Genomic DNA, 14,735 nt, shown 5'->3' with positions numbered 1-14,735 from the left:
AGATAAGCAGTGCGGAAGACCTTGGTTTCCGATTATTTCAGTTGCGCTCGTTGCAGAAAATGACAAGAAGGTGGTGTCGATCGATCTGCGAAACGCTGGTAAGCAATGCCTGAAAATACCCCCGCTGAGACATCGCGCTCAGGATGGTTCTTAAAGCCGATGCAAGCGCTCGTCGCCCCTTTGTTGGCGATGCCGCGGGTTGCCAAACGTGCTCTGGCTTTGCTGGTGGATTCCAGCTTTTGCGTTCTAACCATCTGGCTGGCCTATTGCTTCCGCCTCAACGAATGGACGGTACTAACCGGCGTCCAGTGGTTGCCGGTCTTCGTTTCCTTGTGCATGGCACTTCCCATTTTCATCGTCATGGGCATGTATCGGGCGATCTTTCGTTATGCCAATATGGCTGCTTTCATTACTGTTCTGAAGGCGATTGCGATCTACGGCTTTGCCTTCATGACGATCTTTACCGCCCTCAGTGTGCCGGGCGTTCCGAGAACCGTCGGCATCCTCCAGCCCTTCCTGCTGTTGATTGCGATCGGGCTGTCGAGGCTGGGTATCCGCTACTGGCTCGGGGATGCCTACCAGCGCATCCTTCACAAGAATATGCTCGCCAAGGTGTTGATCTATGGGGCGGGGACGGCCGGGCGGCAACTGGCGGCTGCCTTGATGAACAGCGCCGAACTCAATGTCGTCGGCTATCTGGATGATGATCCGCGTCTCAAGGGCGGCGTCATGGGTGGTTTGCCGATCTATGACCCATCGGATCTTCCGGTGCTTGCCGAAGCTCTTGGCGTCCACAATGTACTTCTTGCTCTTCCATCCGCATCGCGACAGCGTCGCAACGAAATCCTGGAGCACATCCGTAAAGCCAGGGTCAATGTTCGTACATTGCCCGATCTCACGGCCCTGGCTCAGGGACGCATCGCCGTCTCCGACATCCGTGAGCTGGAGATCGAAGATCTGCTGGGGAGAGAAGCGGTCGCGCCACGGCAGGAGTTGCTTGATAAGGCGATGCGTAAAAAGGTCGTTATGGTCACGGGTGCTGGTGGCTCGATCGGCGGCGAGTTGTGCCGCCAGATTCTACGCAACGAGCCTTCCACCCTGATCCTCCTCGATCAGAACGAGTTTGCGCTTTATAATATCCACGCCGAATTGCAGAAGCTGGCCGAGCTGTACAGACAAGAAGATCTGCAGATCGTCCCAATTCTTTGTTCCGTTCGCGACCAGGATCGCATGGAACATATCATGCAGAGCTGGCGACCTCACACGCTCTATCATGCAGCCGCTTACAAGCATGTGCCCCTTGTCGAACATAATGCCGTTGAAGGCATCAAGAACAATGTCATGGGTACGCTGGTCACGGCGCGCGCGGCCAATAAATGGGGCGTTTCGAATTTCGTGCTGATCAGTACAGACAAGGCCGTGCGTCCCACGAACGTGATGGGGGCCAGCAAGAGACTGGCGGAGATGGTTCTGCAGGCGCTCGCAGCGGAGTCTACGAGCGACAGAATGCGAACCAATTTTTCCATGGTCCGCTTCGGAAACGTCCTCGGTTCGTCCGGATCCGTCGTGCCGCTTTTCAGGCAGCAGATCAAGGAAGGCGGCCCCGTTACCCTGACACATCCTGAGATAACCCGCTACTTCATGACCATTTCGGAAGCCTCGCAACTCGTCATCCAGGCTGGCGCGATGGCCGAGGGCGGAGATGTTTTCCTGCTCGACATGGGTGAACCCGTGCGCATCGCCGATCTCGCCCGCAAGATGGTAGAGCTTTCCGGGCTGACCCTCCGCGACGATGACAATCCTGAAGGGGATATCGAGCTTTCCGTTACCGGCCTCAGGCCCGGCGAGAAGCTCTACGAAGAACTTTTGATCGGCGACAACCCTGAAACAACCGAACATCCTCGCATTATGAAGGCGCGAGAGGATTTCCTCTTCTGGCCGGAGCTTTCGAAAAAGCTCAACTCGCTCAATGCGGTATTGGATCGGAACGATATGATCGCGGCACGCGCGATGTTGGCGGAGCTCGTCTCCGGCTATTCCTCAACGGGTGAAGTCTCGGATCTGGCCTTCACCGGCGCCGAGGCCAATACGGCGGCCTGAGACGTCAGGGCCTGCAGACGTTAGCTCCGAACGACAGGCGCAAACCGTGTGCTGCCACGATCCACGCAAATAAGGGCGACCATATAGGCGAAGATCGGATCCAAAGCCTTCTGGTTGAACATGATGCCAAAGCTGCCGGTTATGACGTAGCTGCTGAAGAGCAGAAGCGCGAGCGCAATGGCCAGATCGCGGCCCGGCCCGGGTTCTTTTCTCCACGCGCCGATCACCGGGGTGAGCAGCATCAGCGAAAGCGCCGCGATGCCGAAAACGCCGGCGTCGATTCCTGCGGTCAAAAAACCGTTGTGGACATGTGAGAAAGGCAGCTGCTGCCTTATACTATCGGGCAGCTCTGCCAAAACCGAAGTCATCCGGTTTTGCGGGCCATAACCAGTCAAGGGGTCCTTACGGATTGCTGATAGTGCACCTTTGTACAAAGCGAACCGCGCACTGAGCGACGTGATCTCGCCGTCACTGCGTTCGAGCGTTGTGAGATCTCCTTGGAGCGCCTCGATGCGATCGAGGATCTGGCCGCTACCCAGAGTGATGAGTCCCGCTAACAGCAAGGAGCCGGTAATGGCGAGGCTGCGCAAACTCAGATGGAAGCTGTGTTTGCGAAAATACCAGAAAAAAATGACGATATGGACGGGAATGACCAGCCAGGCCGAGCGCGTTCCGGAGAGCAGAACGCAGCCTAGACCGGCGGCATATCCCAATATCGCAATTCTTTGCTCCACGCTTCTTGGAGATTGAACGTTGAGAAGCGCAATGCCGCCGAAGAGAACGCCTATGATCCCCAGCAGTGCAGCGTTCGAAGTCCCAGCTTCTGCCCTGGACATCAGAAACATGATCTGCAGGAGACTGAAGAGAAAGGTGACGATCATGCCTATCCCTGCGCCGAGGATAAAGAGCGGCAAGAGACGGCCATCGGGAGATTGGCGCATCCGCGGCAATATCAGCCAGACCGAAAAGAAAGGCAGGAGCCGAAATATCCAGTCCAGTTCTTCGGAGTAAGGCGGATTGATGAATATGCTGGCGATCATCACCAGCGGGTAGATCGACATGCCAATGGCAACCAGCCGGTCGGATCTCGACAGATTCAAGGCAAGGCGGCCCGTGGCCAGACAGTAGAGGCCCCATACCATCGATGCGAGGAGGATGAAGGAGTTAAAGTTCGGCGAAAGCCCCGGAAGGATCGCAAAGGCAAAGACCGTAATGCGGTTGTTTCGATCGAGCGCACTTCCGGCCTCCGTCCCGGGATGAAGCACTGCTATCGTGAGTTGTCTGAAATAATTCACCTTGCCGGCCCTGACCGTGTCGATGCTGACTCGCTAAGGATCGTGAAGACGGCTGTCAAGTCGCGATGAGGGCGCAATCCATGGCTTTATTCGACGTGGTATTCAGGCAACAGGCCGTTCGGGACAGATGTGGCTCTCTTCGATGATCGGCGGCAAACTGATACGGCAGGAAAGCCGGCTTCAATCGAAAACACGTTTGAGGTGCGGCTTGATTTGAGGGTTTGATCACGATCAGCCGACGAGCGTACCGCGGGAAGAGAAGGCGGCAACATCGGACTCAGTAGAGCTCATCGAAGAACCGATAATGCGTTTCGTTGCCGTGAAGTGTCTGCCGCTATCGCCAATATTTGCGTGTCGACCCTTCCACCGATGATCGACCAAGGAAATAGCCAAGCCCGAATGCCACAATACCGGTGGTGAGCAACAGTGCGCTTGCGGTGTGCGGGTGCTCTCTCACGCCGGAAACGACAGCATAGGCCTCGCGCTGCACCTCTTTGGCTGCCGACTTCGCGACCTTGGTCAATCCCTCGGGCTGCTCCGTCGGCGTTCCGGTGAATCCGGCGTTCAAGTTCTGTTTATCGACCATTTCGGGGACCTTTCTGAGATTGGCGCGAGGGCGGAAAGTTCAATCCTGCTCGCGTGTGCCGGGGGAGGCTTCGCGTTGATCCGCGTCTTCGAGATCCGTCTTGACGAGGAATGCATCGGTATGTTCGCGCGAGGCCTCTCGCAGGGCTGCGAGATTTGGAGGATTGTCGGCCTCGCCCTTTTGGGCGTCGAGTTCATGTTCAGCCAGGGTCCAATGATGCCGGTGCTTGCCTTCCGGCCTCCCTTCCTTCTCCCACAGGGAGTATGCCCTTCTTCGGATCTCCTCCTCGCGGGTGGCTGGCGGCAACCCGCCGCTCTTCCTGTCGATTTGGTTTGCGGCTCGCCGAGCCACCTTCTGTTCGCGTGCGTTCGCAGTGGGTGAAGCTTTCGGCCGCCCGTCGTCGGTCGTACTTTCGCTTTTATTGCGTCGTGCTGGGTTCTTCATGACCATCTCCTTGGGGATTTCAACCAACTCGACGGATCTAAGTTCCAAAGAAAGAGTGTCACGGCAACAAAGATCAGCTTCTGATTTCGCAAGGCTCATGCCGTTCACCAGCGCTTTTGAAGCGCAATCATTGCTCGATCCCCAGGCCCAGACTGAAATGCTCAATTCGCGAAGCGCTGAATAACGAGATGCGGTGCCATACCGTCACTCATCCGCAGCACGTCTTGGCAAGCCCATATAACTGATATACTAGTATGCCAACAAACATCGACGCCCGGTATCGTTATGTCGCAAGCATCAGAAACCGAAGTCTTGGTAGTCCCGACGTCGCAGGAGATTGGCGGCAGGCTGCGCCGCATCACCACGGCCGGCGCCATCTACGATCGTCTCTATGCCGACATCGTGTCGCTACGGATGCCGCCTGGCATGCTGCTGCAGGAAAAGCGGATTGCAGATGATTTCAGCGTCAGCCGCACACCAGTGCGTGAGGCGCTGCTCAGGCTTTCGGAAGGTGGACTGGTCGATATCTATCCACAATCGGGTACGGTCGTCTCGCGGGTACCGGTCTCGGCGATCCCCGAGGCGGTCGTTGTGCGCAAGGCGCTCGAAGGCACGACCGTCGAGACTGCGGCCCTGACCGCGACTGCCGCAGACATCGCCCGTCTCGATACCATCATCGCCCGGCAGCGGTTGCACGCCGCGACCGACAATGCCTCGAGCTTCCACGAGGAGGATGAGGCCTTCCACGAGGCGATCGCGCAGATATCAGGTTATCCCGGCATCTGGGCAATCCTGAAAACGGTCAAGGTGCAGATCGATCGGGCAAGGCGGCTGACGCTGCCGGTGCTTGGGCGCATGAACAACGTGGTACACGAACACATCATTATCCGCGATGCGCTCGCCGCTCACGATGTGGCGGCTGCACGCAGCGCAATGATCCATCACTTAAACGCCGTCATTCCCGATGTCGACGAACTGCGCGCGCGTTACCCCGATTATTTCTGCTGACGGCAGGCCAACACGAAACGAAAGACCAGGGAAGGAAGAAGGATGCGACAAGGTTGGAGATGGTTCGGACCGGAAGCGCCGGTGACGCTGGATGACGTCCGCCAGACAGGCGCCACCAATATCGTCTCCTCGCTGCATCAGATGCCGATCGGCAGGGCCTGGACCGAGAAGGAAGTGCGCGACCGCCAGTCTCTGATCGAGACGACGCCGGGCGACCGCTCGCCGCTCGTCTGGTCGGTCGTTGAGAGCATCCCGATCCCCGACGCGGTCAAGCGCAAGGGCGGGGAGGCGAAGGCCGAAATCGAGGCGTGGGTCGCCAGCCTCGAAGCGGTCGCCGCCTGCGGCATTCCGATCGTCTGCTATAATTTCATGCCGGTGGTGGACTGGACCCGCACCGAACTCGATTTCGTGACACCGACGGGCGCCACCGCCATGCGTTTCGATCACGAGCGCTTCGCAGCCTTCGATCTCTTCATTCTGGAACGGCCAGATGCGGCGCAGCACTATTCCGCCGAAGACCGGGAAAGGGCGCGTATCGTCTTCGAGGCGATGACGGACGACGAGGTCGCCGACATCACCCGCATCATCACCTCGGCTCTACCGGGGTCGACCACCGAACCTCTGACCATACCGGCTTTCCGCGACAAGCTCGTCGCCTATAGTGGCATCGATGCCGCAAAACTGCGCCAGCACCTGATCGAATTCCTGGAGGCGGTGACGCCAGCCGCCGAAGCCCGAGGCGTCAAACTGACGCTGCATCCCGATGATCCGCCGCGCTCGCTGTTCGGCCTGCCGCGGATTGCCTCGACGGCGGAGGATTATGCCGCGCTCTTCGATGCGGTGCCATCGGCGGCAAACGGCATGTGTTATTGCACCGGCAGTCTCGGCGTGCGCGCCGAAAACGACCTGCCGGCGATCGCCCGACGTTTTGCCTCGCGCATCCACTTCGCCCATCTTCGCGCCACGACACGCGAGGGCGACGGCCGAACGTTCCATGAAAGCGCGCATCTGGAAGGCGACGTCGACATGGTTGCGGTGCTTCGGGAACTGGTCTCGGAAGATCGCCGCCGTGGCACACAAGACACCATCGTCTTCCGATCGGATCATGGCCACCGCATGCTCGACGACCTCGACAAGGTCGTCACCCCAGGCTACCCCGCCATCGGCCGCATGCGCGGCCTCGCCGAATTGCGCGGCATCCTGCATGCGCTGGGCGCTCCGCCGAACTGAGGGTGGACGCAAAACCGCCGCGCATTTTTGCTGGAATTGCTCTAGCGAAATCATCGCGCTCTGAAGCCCGAGCGATGCTTCAGAGCGCGCAACCTTTCAGGAACAGATCGGTGCACATCTTCGCCCGCGCCGCAATCGTCTCGATCTTCGGCGGCGGCTCCTGGCGTAGCATCGCGGCACGCTGCGGCTCCATGATCATCATGCCGCGCAGCATGCCGCAGGCCGCATGCGGATCATCAAGCGCAATCAGTCCATGATCGATCTGCTTGTGCAGCCAGTTCTCCATCAGTGTATTGGTTCTGACGATTGCCTTTTCATAGAAGGCGTTGGCGATCTCGGGGAAACGGTCAGACTCGCTTATGACGAGCCGGGTCATAGTGATCGTATCCACCGAGAGCGTCAGCATGCCATAAGCCAACAGTATGCGCTCCAGCCCCTGCCTGAGATCGGCCACGGCGAGTGTGCCGGGGTCAAGCGCGATCAAAAAGCGCCCCGTGCGCTCCGTGATCATCTCTGAAAAGAGATCTCCTTTCGTCGGAAACAGGCGGTAGAGCGTCTTGGTCGAAACACCGGCCTCCTGCGCGATTGCAGCGATGCTTGCTGCGGCGTAGCCATTCTCGCGGAACTGCCTGTTCGCCGCCTCGATGATCACGCTTTTCGTATCTTCGTCGCAGCGGACTTGCGGTCGTCCTCGCGGCCTTTTCTCGATTTCGTGATTTTGGACCATCGTGATTTTCCAAATTTTTATTGACATCTATTTTCTAATACATATTTTGGAAAACATCAAGTTTCCTAAAGCGCATTCATTCGAATTCAGAGGCCGCAGCCCAAGTGACGGCGACCGTCATCAGGAGAAAGACAATGACCATCAAGACGCTGCATGCCTTGAACAACAATACCGCCGTCGAAAACACCGCCGAAGCCGCGCCCGCAAGCCTGGACGCCGGCCAGCCGCCGCGCGTCGCGGAATCTGCCGCTCCCATTGCCGAGGAAACGCCCACCCGCAGGCGCGGCGGCCGCTCCCTGCTTCTCGGCGCCACCGCCCTCGTGTTGATCGCCGCCGGCGCCTATTTCGGCCATGATTACTGGACGGTCGGCCGCTTCCATATTTCGACAGACGATGCCTATGTGAAGGCCGACAGCAGCACCATCGCTCCCAAAGTATCCGGCTATCTCGGCGAAGTGCTGGTCATGGACAACGAGACCGTCAAGGCCGGCCAGCCGCTCGCCCGCATCGACGACCGCGACTTCAAGGCAGCGCTCGATCAGGCCAAGGCCGATGTCGCCGCCGCGGAAGCCACCGTCAACGCCAAGCAGGCTTCGCTCGATATCCAGCAGTCGACGATTGCCGCCGCCCGGGCGACCGTCGACGTCGACCGCGCCAACGAGACCTTTGCCGAGCAGAACAACAAGCGTTATTCGAACCTCGCCACCAGCGGTTATGCCCCGGTCCAGACGGCGCAGCAGGCCGCCTCGCAGATCGCTGCCGCCCAGGCCTCGATCGTCCGCGACACCGCCTCGCTCGATGCCGCCGTCAAGCAGGTCGATCTGCTGAATGCCGAACTGGCCCAGGCAAAGGCAGCCCTTGCCCGCAGCCAGGCTGTCCAGCGCCAGGCCGAGCTCAACCTCTCCTATGCGACGATTACGGCCCCCGTCGACGGCACCGTCGGCAACCGGACGCTGCGCGTCGGCCAATATGTCCAGGCCGGTACCCAGCTGATGTCGGTCGTGCCGACGACGGCTGCCTATGTCATCGCCAATTACAAGGAAACCCAGCTCACCGACGTCAAGGCCGGCCAGCCTGTCGATATCGAGGTCGATATGTTCCCCGGCCGCACCTATCACGGCCATGTCGACAGCCTTGCTCCGGCAAGCGGCCAGGAATTTGCCCTGCTGCCGCCCGATAACGCCACCGGCAACTTCACCAAGGTCGTCCAGCGCATTCCGGTCAGGATCGTGCTCGACGGCGACGCCGTCGCCAACGGCGACCTGCGACCCGGCATGTCCGTCCAGCCGAGCATCGATACCAAGAACGACCGCAGCTAGGCCGGGGGACGAGGAGTTCGTGTCATGTCCACCATCGCAGCAACGTCAATCGCCGCTCCGCAGCCGAAAGCCGGGGCCAGCACCAGGGAATGGATCGCCGTTCTCGCCGGCATGATCGGCGCCTTCATGGCGATCCTCAACATTCAGATCACCAATGCCTCGCTTCTCGACATCGAGGGCGGCATCGGAACGGGCGTCGACAACGGCGCCTGGATCTCCACCTCCTACCTCATCGGCGAAATCGTCGTCATTCCACTGACGGCCTATTTCAGCAACGTCTTCTCGTTCCGGCGCTTTATCCTGGTGAATTCCGTCCTCTTCCCGCTGTTTTCGATCGCCTGTGCCTTCGCCCATGATCTCGGCACGATGATCGTGCTGCGCGGCCTGCAGGGTTTTGCCGGCGGCGTGCTGATCCCCATGGCCTTCACCATGGTGTTGATCAAGCTGCCGAAATCGCAGCAGCCGCTGGGTCTCGCGATCTTCGCGCTCTCGGTTACCTTCGCACCGGCGATCGGCCCGACCATCGGCGGTTATCTCACCGAAAACTATGGCTGGCAGACGATCTTCTTCATCAACGCCATCCCGAGCGCCATCATGGCGGTCGCACTTGCCCTGACGCTCGACAAGCAGCCGATGCAACTTCGTTTGCTCAGGGAAGGCGACTGGGCGGGCATCTTCACCATGGCGATCGGTCTCTCGGCGCTGCAGACGGTGCTCGAAGAAGGTAACAAGGAAGACTGGTTTTCCTCGCCCTTCATCGTCAAGCTCAGCATCGTCGCCTTCGTCTTCCTCGTCGCCTTCATCTGGATCGAGCTGACGGTGGAGAAGCCACTGGTCAAGCTGCGTCTGCTGAAGCAGCGCAATTTCGGCATCGGCGTTGCAGTCAACGTGTTGGTCGGTGTGGCTCTCTTCGGCACCGTCTATATCCTGCCGCAATATCTCGGCCAGGTGCAGCGTTATAATGCCGAGCAGATCGGCAATGTCCTGGCCTGGACCGGCCTGCCGCAGCTGCTTTTGATCCCACTCGTGCCGATGATGATGAAGCGCTTCGATGCGCGTTACATCGGCTTCCTCGGCATCTCGATCTTTGCGATCAGCTGCTTCATGAACATCACGCTTTCGGCCGATACCGCCGGCGACCAGTTCTGGATTCCGAATATCGTCCGCGCCGTCGGCCAGGCCCTGGTGCTGACGCCGATCACCGCCATCACCACTGCCGGCATCGCTCCATCAGATGCGGCCGCCGCCTCGGGCCTGACCAACATGCTGCGTAATCTCGGCGGCGCCGTCGGCACGGCGACACTCGGCACGGTGCTGACAAAACGCGAGCAGTTCCACTCTAATATCATCGGCCAGTCGGTGACGCTCGGCCGCGACGAAGTCCGCAACCGTCTCGACCAGATGACTGGCTACTTCCTGCAGCATGGTATTTCCGATCATGCCGTCGCAGCCCAGAAAGCCATCGTGGCGCTTGGCCAGATTGTCAAGCGACAGGCCCTCATCCTGGGTTTTGCCGATACCTTCGCCGTCATCGGCGTTGTTCTTGCCATTGCAGCCGTTGCCCTGCTGCTCACCCAGAAACCGCGGGCCGGCGGTGGCGCCGGCGCTCACTGAACGAAGTACCGGCGCTCGCCGGGCTTCCCGGCGAGCGCTTTCTATTGCGGGATTTCGACCGTAAAGGCAAAGCGGGCGACAGCACCCGGTTCCAGGATCGTGGTCGAAGGCCTCTTCGACAGCTCGCTCGAACCTCCCGCTTCCGCGGCCGTTCCATGCCAGGGCTCGACACAGAGGAAGGGCGCCCCCGGCTTGGTCCACAGCGCAAGATTGGGCAGGTTTTCGAAATGGAAATGCATGGCCGGCCCGCCTTCTGCGCCATAGCGCAGCCCTTCGCCCGCACCGCTCGGGAAAATCATCGCATCCTGCTCGAACATGGCATGATCGAGCACCAGCCGGCCGGCATCGAACGGCGAGGGCAAGGCCGCAGGGTCGATGAGGCCGCCTCCCAGCCGCACAAGCGCCGGCTCGCCTTCATTGTCGAGCGTTACGAAATGGTCGCGGCCGGAAGCGCCGGGCAATGGCCAGGCGAAGGCCGAATGGAAGCCGAGACCGAAGGGCATCGGCTTCTGGTCGCGATTGCTGACCTCCGCCGTGACAGTCAACGCCCGACCCTCGACCGCATGCGCCACGGCCAGCTGAAACTCGAAGGGATAGACCGCCCGCGTCGCCTCCGAGGCGGTCAGTTCGAACCGGCACATCGTCTCGGTGGATGCCGCAAGCGCGAATTCGCTGCGGCGGGCAAAACCATGCTGGGCCATCGGATAGACCGTGCCGTCGATCGTGATCTTGTCGTCAGGTGCCTTGCCGACGATCGGAAACAGGATCGGCGAACGCCCGGTCCAGAAGGCCGCGTCGCCCGTCCACAACCATGAGCGCCCATCGTTTGACCTGAGCGCCTGCATCTCGGCTCCAAGGGTGGAGACATCGACGGTGAGATCCTGATTGCCGATCCGGATGGAGGTTGGCATCGCGTTTCCCTTTCGCATTGGTTGGGCACCAAGCCATACCTTTCCGCACCGGGGATTTCCACCCAATAGAGAGAGGCAGGACGGCAGCCACGGTGACAATAGCAGAGCCGTCGCAGTGCGCTACTTCCGCACGGCGCCCAATCTGGCGATCACTTCGTTCGGAATGCCGTAGCGCTGGATGGCGTCGCGGTTGTTCCGCAACCCGCAGATCTCACGCTGAATGAAGAATGCCCAGACGGCGTCGGATGCTTCATTGAGAAGCCTCTCGCGTTCCTCAGTGCTCTGGCCGTCGGGAGCCCAGGCCTTCAGGGCGGCAAGTGCCGCCTCCGCTTTCAGTCCGTGACGTCCAAGCGAATCCGCGCGTTCCGACATCAGCTCGTATTCGAGGACGTTGAAGCCGTTTTTAGTCTGCTCGGATGGTCTGAAGGATTGCGGCGGACGAACGCTCATTGGCACAGGTCTCCGTTGGCGTGAGCCGCGATATTATCCAATCCTGCTCCAAATTAAAGAAGATGAGCATGATGTCGTTCGAAACCGCTCGCGTTCGGCATCAAACTGTTGATCGGGAGGGTGGGAAACAGGGCTATCCTGCGGTTTCCTCGCATGGCATAAGCGCGCCAAAATCTCCTTCTCCAGGCTCCCGCGCAAATCATGATCCGTATCGAAAATATCAGCAAGCAGCTCAGTCACCGCATCCTCTTCATCGAGGCGTCCGCAGCGCTCAATCGCGGCGAGAAGATCGGCCTGGTCGGCCCGAATGGCGCCGGCAAGACGACCGTCTTCCGGATGATCAACGGCGAGGAGCAGCCCGACGAGGGGCAGGTCTCTGTCGAAAGGGGCGTCACCATCGGCTATTTCAATCAGGATGTCGGCGAGATGGCGGGCCACAGCGCCGTCGCGGAGGTGATGAACGGCGCCGGCCCGGTCAGCTTCGTTGCCGGCGAATTGCGCGATCTCGAGGCCGCCATGGCCGATCCCGAGCAGGCCGACAACATGGAAGAGATCATCGAGCGTTACGGCGAGGTGCAGGCGCGCTACGAGGAGTTGGACGGTTACGCGCTCGAGGGCCGCGCACGCGAAGTGCTCGCGGGGCTCAGCTTTAGCCAGGAGATGATGGACGGCGATGTTGGCGCGTTGTCGGGCGGCTGGAAGATGCGTGTGGCGCTTGCTCGCATTCTCCTAATGCGCCCCGATGTCATGCTGCTTGACGAGCCGAGCAACCATCTGGATCTCGAAAGCTTGATCTGGCTGGAGGAATTTCTGAAAGGTTACGAGGGCGCGCTGCTGATGACCTCGCATGACCGCGAGTTCATGAACCGCATCGTCACCAAGATCATCGAGATCGATGCGGGCACGCTGACGGCCTATTCCGGCGACTACGAATTCTACGAGCAGCAGCGGGCGCAGAACGAAAAGCAGCAACAGGCCCAGTTCGAGCGCCAGCAGGCCATGCTTGCCAAGGAAATCAAGTTCATCGAGCGGTTCAAGGCGCGCGCCTCGCATGCCTCGCAGGTGCAGAGCCGCGTGAAGAAGCTGGAGAAGATCGACCGGGTGGAACCGCCCAAGCGCCGTCAGATCGTTTCCTTCGAGTTCCAGCCGGCGCCGCGCTCCGGCGAGGACGTGGTCAACCTGAAGAACGTTCATAAGAAATACGGCAGCCGCAGCATCTACGAGGGGCTCGACTTCGTCGTGCGCCGCCGGGAGCGCTGGTGCATCATGGGCATCAACGGTGCCGGCAAGTCGACGCTGCTGAAGCTGGTGACGGGCTCCACCGCGCCTGATCTGGGCAGCGTTGCGCTGGGCGCGAGCGTCAAGATGGGTTATTTCGCCCAGCACGCCATGGACATATTGGATGGCGAGCGCACTGTCTTCCAGATGCTGGAAGACCAGTTCCCGCAGGCAGGGCAGGGGCCGTTGCGCGCGCTGGCCGGCTGCTTCGGTTTCTCCGGCGACGATGTCGAGAAGCGATGCCGGGTACTGTCAGGCGGCGAGAAGGCGCGGTTGGTCATGGCGATCATGCTGTTCGACCCGCCGAACCTGCTCGTGCTCGACGAGCCGACGAACCATCTCGACCTCGACACCAAGGAGATGCTGATCAAGGCGCTGTCGCGATATGAGGGCACCATGCTGTTCGTTTCGCACGATCGGCATTTTCTCGCCGCACTCTCCAACCGGGTGCTGGAACTGACGCCCGAGGGTGTCCACCAATATGGCGGCGGCTACACCGAATATGTGGCGCGCACCGGCCAGGAGGCGCCCGGCCTGCGAAGCTGACGGTTTTTTTGCGCAGCATGTCGAAACCGTTAGCGTCGAATCGACAAGAGGAGAGCCGGCCAGCGATCTCGGTTGGCCGCTCGAAGCAACGGAGGAGAAAATGCCATGCTGTTAGACAGGATCGAGGTCGTCACCCTGTTCGTCGATGATATCGACGAGGCCAAAGCGTTCTACCAGAAGGTCTTTGCACCTGAGGTCGTCTATGAGGACGCAGTATCCTCGGTGCTGAAATTCTCCGGGACGATGATCAACCTGCTGAAAGTGACGGAAGCGCCTCAACTGGTCGAGCCGTCGGCGGTGGCAGCACCGGGTTCCGGCGCGCGCGTCCTGCTGACGATCAAGGTCGATGCCGTCGATGCGGTTTGCGCGGAACTGCGCAAGCTCGGGGTCACGCTGCTCAATGGTCCGATCGATCGTCCGTGGGGCCGCCGCACCGCGGCCTTTGCCGATCCTTCGGGCCATGTCTGGGAGGTTGCGCAGGAATTGCGCTAAATTGGTGTCACCGAGTTCTGAGGTCGCCTTCAGATTTTGCGACCGTGACGCGCCTCGGTAATGCCAGTTCGTCCACGCGAAGAGCGGATTCGACGGTTATCGCCACGATGATGACCAAATTCCGTGGTGTTCGAAGGCCTCTTCATGCAATCGGGGACGGGCACAACGGCATGGACTGGATCAATCGCTATATCGATCAGCCACTACTGCACGGCGCGGCGGGTTTGCTGCGGAGTTGGCATCTCCGCACGCGGCAACCGCCGGAACTGTTGGAGCCGACATGGAATCTCGTCGTGCTCTCCTTTCTCCTGATCGCGAGCGGGCAGGTCATGGCCGGCGAGACTTTCACGCTCAGTGTTGCCGCGCTGATCATGCTGGCGCTGCCGTCCGCGCGAAAACTGCTTTCGGCTGTGAAGGCAGGGGGAGGCGGTTACGGTGCTCGGGAATATAAATCGCTGAGAGCGCGCGCTATCGCCAAACGTGAGGCGGAGTGGTCGGTGCGGATCATCGTCCTTTTCGCATCCGCCTGCCTTCCGTTCATCGCCCGAATCGACGATCCGATCGGAGCCTATTTCATGCTCGGCGCCAGCATCTGGTTCGTACTGACCGGGCCGCTCAAGGCCTATCTCGATGCGGCCGAACCTCCCGAGCCGAATGAAGGCGACCGGAGGTACAGCGGCGTTTTTCATTTCGGCTGAACAAACCGATGCGCCGACCGTGACACGGTCGGGAACC

At 60.2% G+C, this 14,735-nt stretch carries 14 protein-coding genes; 8 read left to right on the top strand and 6 right to left on the bottom strand.

Annotated elements, in window-relative coordinates:
- Positions 1-105: 105 nt before the first annotated feature.
- Positions 106-2,100: a polysaccharide biosynthesis protein gene (locus U5G49_RS33805; RefSeq protein ID WP_193445830.1), complete on the top strand. Its 1,995-nt coding sequence runs from the start codon at positions 106-108 to the stop codon at positions 2,098-2,100.
- A 20-nt stretch (positions 2,101-2,120) separates the two neighbouring features.
- Here U5G49_RS33805 and U5G49_RS33800 read toward each other — a convergent pair whose 3' ends face one another.
- The 3 genes from U5G49_RS33800 to U5G49_RS33790 form a co-directional block, all read right to left on the bottom strand.
- The gene (locus U5G49_RS33800; protein WP_193445831.1) at positions 2,121-3,395 is read right to left on the bottom strand and encodes an O-antigen ligase family protein; all 1,275 of its coding nucleotides are present in this window, start codon (positions 3,393-3,395) and stop codon (positions 2,121-2,123) included.
- A 334-nt stretch (positions 3,396-3,729) separates the two neighbouring features.
- Positions 3,730-3,981, bottom strand: coding sequence for a hypothetical protein (locus U5G49_RS33795; protein WP_168278175.1), 252 nt, complete (start codon positions 3,979-3,981; stop codon positions 3,730-3,732).
- Between the two features lie 39 nt (positions 3,982-4,020).
- Positions 4,021-4,425 (bottom strand): DUF2934 domain-containing protein, encoded by a 405-nt coding sequence (locus U5G49_RS33790; protein ID WP_193445981.1) that lies wholly within the window; start codon positions 4,423-4,425, stop codon positions 4,021-4,023.
- Positions 4,426-4,710: 285 nt separating this feature from the next.
- Between U5G49_RS33790 and U5G49_RS33785 the strand changes: the two genes are divergently transcribed.
- Positions 4,711-5,433 (top strand): GntR family transcriptional regulator, encoded by a 723-nt coding sequence (locus U5G49_RS33785; protein WP_193445832.1) that lies wholly within the window; start codon positions 4,711-4,713, stop codon positions 5,431-5,433.
- Positions 5,434-5,475: 42 nt separating this feature from the next.
- A complete protein-coding gene (gene uxuA, locus U5G49_RS33780; protein ID WP_193445833.1) occupies positions 5,476-6,663 on the top strand; it encodes a mannonate dehydratase in 1,188 nt (395 codons plus the stop codon).
- 79 nt (positions 6,664-6,742) lie between these two features.
- Here the strand turns inward: uxuA and U5G49_RS33775 are convergent, their stop codons facing one another.
- Positions 6,743-7,390, bottom strand: a complete 648-nt coding sequence (locus U5G49_RS33775; protein WP_193445834.1) for a TetR/AcrR family transcriptional regulator — start codon at positions 7,388-7,390, stop codon at positions 6,743-6,745.
- 134 nt (positions 7,391-7,524) lie between these two features.
- Between U5G49_RS33775 and U5G49_RS33770 the strand changes: the two genes are divergently transcribed.
- Both U5G49_RS33770 and U5G49_RS33765 read left to right on the top strand, forming a co-directional pair.
- On the top strand, positions 7,525-8,709 hold the full coding sequence (locus tag U5G49_RS33770) for an HlyD family secretion protein (RefSeq protein ID WP_112907960.1): 1,185 nt from the start codon (positions 7,525-7,527) through the stop codon (positions 8,707-8,709).
- Positions 8,710-8,733: 24 nt separating this feature from the next.
- A complete protein-coding gene (locus U5G49_RS33765; RefSeq protein WP_193445835.1) occupies positions 8,734-10,323 on the top strand; it encodes a DHA2 family efflux MFS transporter permease subunit in 1,590 nt (529 codons plus the stop codon).
- A 41-nt stretch (positions 10,324-10,364) separates the two neighbouring features.
- On the opposite strand, the gene U5G49_RS33760 is transcribed toward U5G49_RS33765, so the two are convergent.
- Positions 10,365-11,234, bottom strand: a complete 870-nt coding sequence (locus U5G49_RS33760) for an aldose 1-epimerase family protein (protein WP_193445836.1) — start codon at positions 11,232-11,234, stop codon at positions 10,365-10,367.
- A gap of 120 nt (positions 11,235-11,354) precedes the next feature.
- Positions 11,355-11,684 carry a DUF6665 family protein gene (locus U5G49_RS33755; protein WP_128408954.1) on the bottom strand — a complete coding sequence of 110 codons (330 nt, stop codon included), beginning with the start codon at positions 11,682-11,684 and terminating at the stop codon, positions 11,355-11,357.
- 201 nt (positions 11,685-11,885) lie between these two features.
- Between U5G49_RS33755 and U5G49_RS33750 the strand changes: the two genes are divergently transcribed.
- From U5G49_RS33750 to U5G49_RS33740, 3 genes are all read left to right on the top strand, one after another.
- Positions 11,886-13,508, top strand: a complete 1,623-nt coding sequence (locus U5G49_RS33750) for an ABC-F family ATP-binding cassette domain-containing protein (protein WP_182564063.1) — start codon at positions 11,886-11,888, stop codon at positions 13,506-13,508.
- Between the two features lie 105 nt (positions 13,509-13,613).
- Positions 13,614-14,000 carry a VOC family protein gene (locus U5G49_RS33745; RefSeq protein ID WP_182564064.1) on the top strand — a complete coding sequence of 129 codons (387 nt, stop codon included), beginning with the start codon at positions 13,614-13,616 and terminating at the stop codon, positions 13,998-14,000.
- 107 nt (positions 14,001-14,107) lie between these two features.
- Positions 14,108-14,698, top strand: a complete 591-nt coding sequence (locus U5G49_RS33740) for a hypothetical protein (protein WP_182564065.1) — start codon at positions 14,108-14,110, stop codon at positions 14,696-14,698.
- The last annotated feature ends 37 nt before the right edge of the window (positions 14,699-14,735 follow it).

The sequence above is a fragment of the Rhizobium indigoferae genome, assembly GCF_034554815.1.
GTDB classification, from domain to species: Bacteria; Pseudomonadota; Alphaproteobacteria; order Rhizobiales; family Rhizobiaceae; genus Rhizobium; species Rhizobium leguminosarum.
This window is presented reverse-complemented; position numbering and strand designations above follow the sequence as displayed.

Excerpts from the sequence above, each read along its gene's own strand:
- U5G49_RS33805 (WP_193445830.1), top strand. The coding sequence starts at position 106 with ATGCCTGAAAATACCCCCGCTGAGACATCGCGCTCAGGATGGTTCTTA.
- U5G49_RS33795 (WP_168278175.1), bottom strand. The coding sequence starts at position 3,981 with ATGGTCGATAAACAGAACTTGAACGCCGGATTCACCGGAACGCCGACG.
- U5G49_RS33790 (WP_193445981.1), bottom strand. The coding sequence starts at position 4,425 with ATGAAGAACCCAGCACGACGCAATAAAAGCGAAAGTACGACCGACGAC.
- U5G49_RS33785 (WP_193445832.1), top strand. The coding sequence starts at position 4,711 with ATGTCGCAAGCATCAGAAACCGAAGTCTTGGTAGTCCCGACGTCGCAG.
- uxuA (WP_193445833.1), top strand. The coding sequence starts at position 5,476 with ATGCGACAAGGTTGGAGATGGTTCGGACCGGAAGCGCCGGTGACGCTG.
- U5G49_RS33775 (WP_193445834.1), bottom strand. The coding sequence starts at position 7,390 with ATGGTCCAAAATCACGAAATCGAGAAAAGGCCGCGAGGACGACCGCAA.
- U5G49_RS33770 (WP_112907960.1), top strand. The coding sequence starts at position 7,525 with ATGACCATCAAGACGCTGCATGCCTTGAACAACAATACCGCCGTCGAA.
- U5G49_RS33765 (WP_193445835.1), top strand. The coding sequence starts at position 8,734 with ATGTCCACCATCGCAGCAACGTCAATCGCCGCTCCGCAGCCGAAAGCC.
- U5G49_RS33760 (WP_193445836.1), bottom strand. The coding sequence starts at position 11,234 with ATGCCAACCTCCATCCGGATCGGCAATCAGGATCTCACCGTCGATGTC.
- U5G49_RS33755 (WP_128408954.1), bottom strand. The coding sequence starts at position 11,684 with ATGAGCGTTCGTCCGCCGCAATCCTTCAGACCATCCGAGCAGACTAAA.
- U5G49_RS33750 (WP_182564063.1), top strand. The coding sequence starts at position 11,886 with ATGATCCGTATCGAAAATATCAGCAAGCAGCTCAGTCACCGCATCCTC.
- U5G49_RS33745 (WP_182564064.1), top strand. The coding sequence starts at position 13,614 with ATGCTGTTAGACAGGATCGAGGTCGTCACCCTGTTCGTCGATGATATC.
- U5G49_RS33740 (WP_182564065.1), top strand. The coding sequence starts at position 14,108 with ATGATGACCAAATTCCGTGGTGTTCGAAGGCCTCTTCATGCAATCGGG.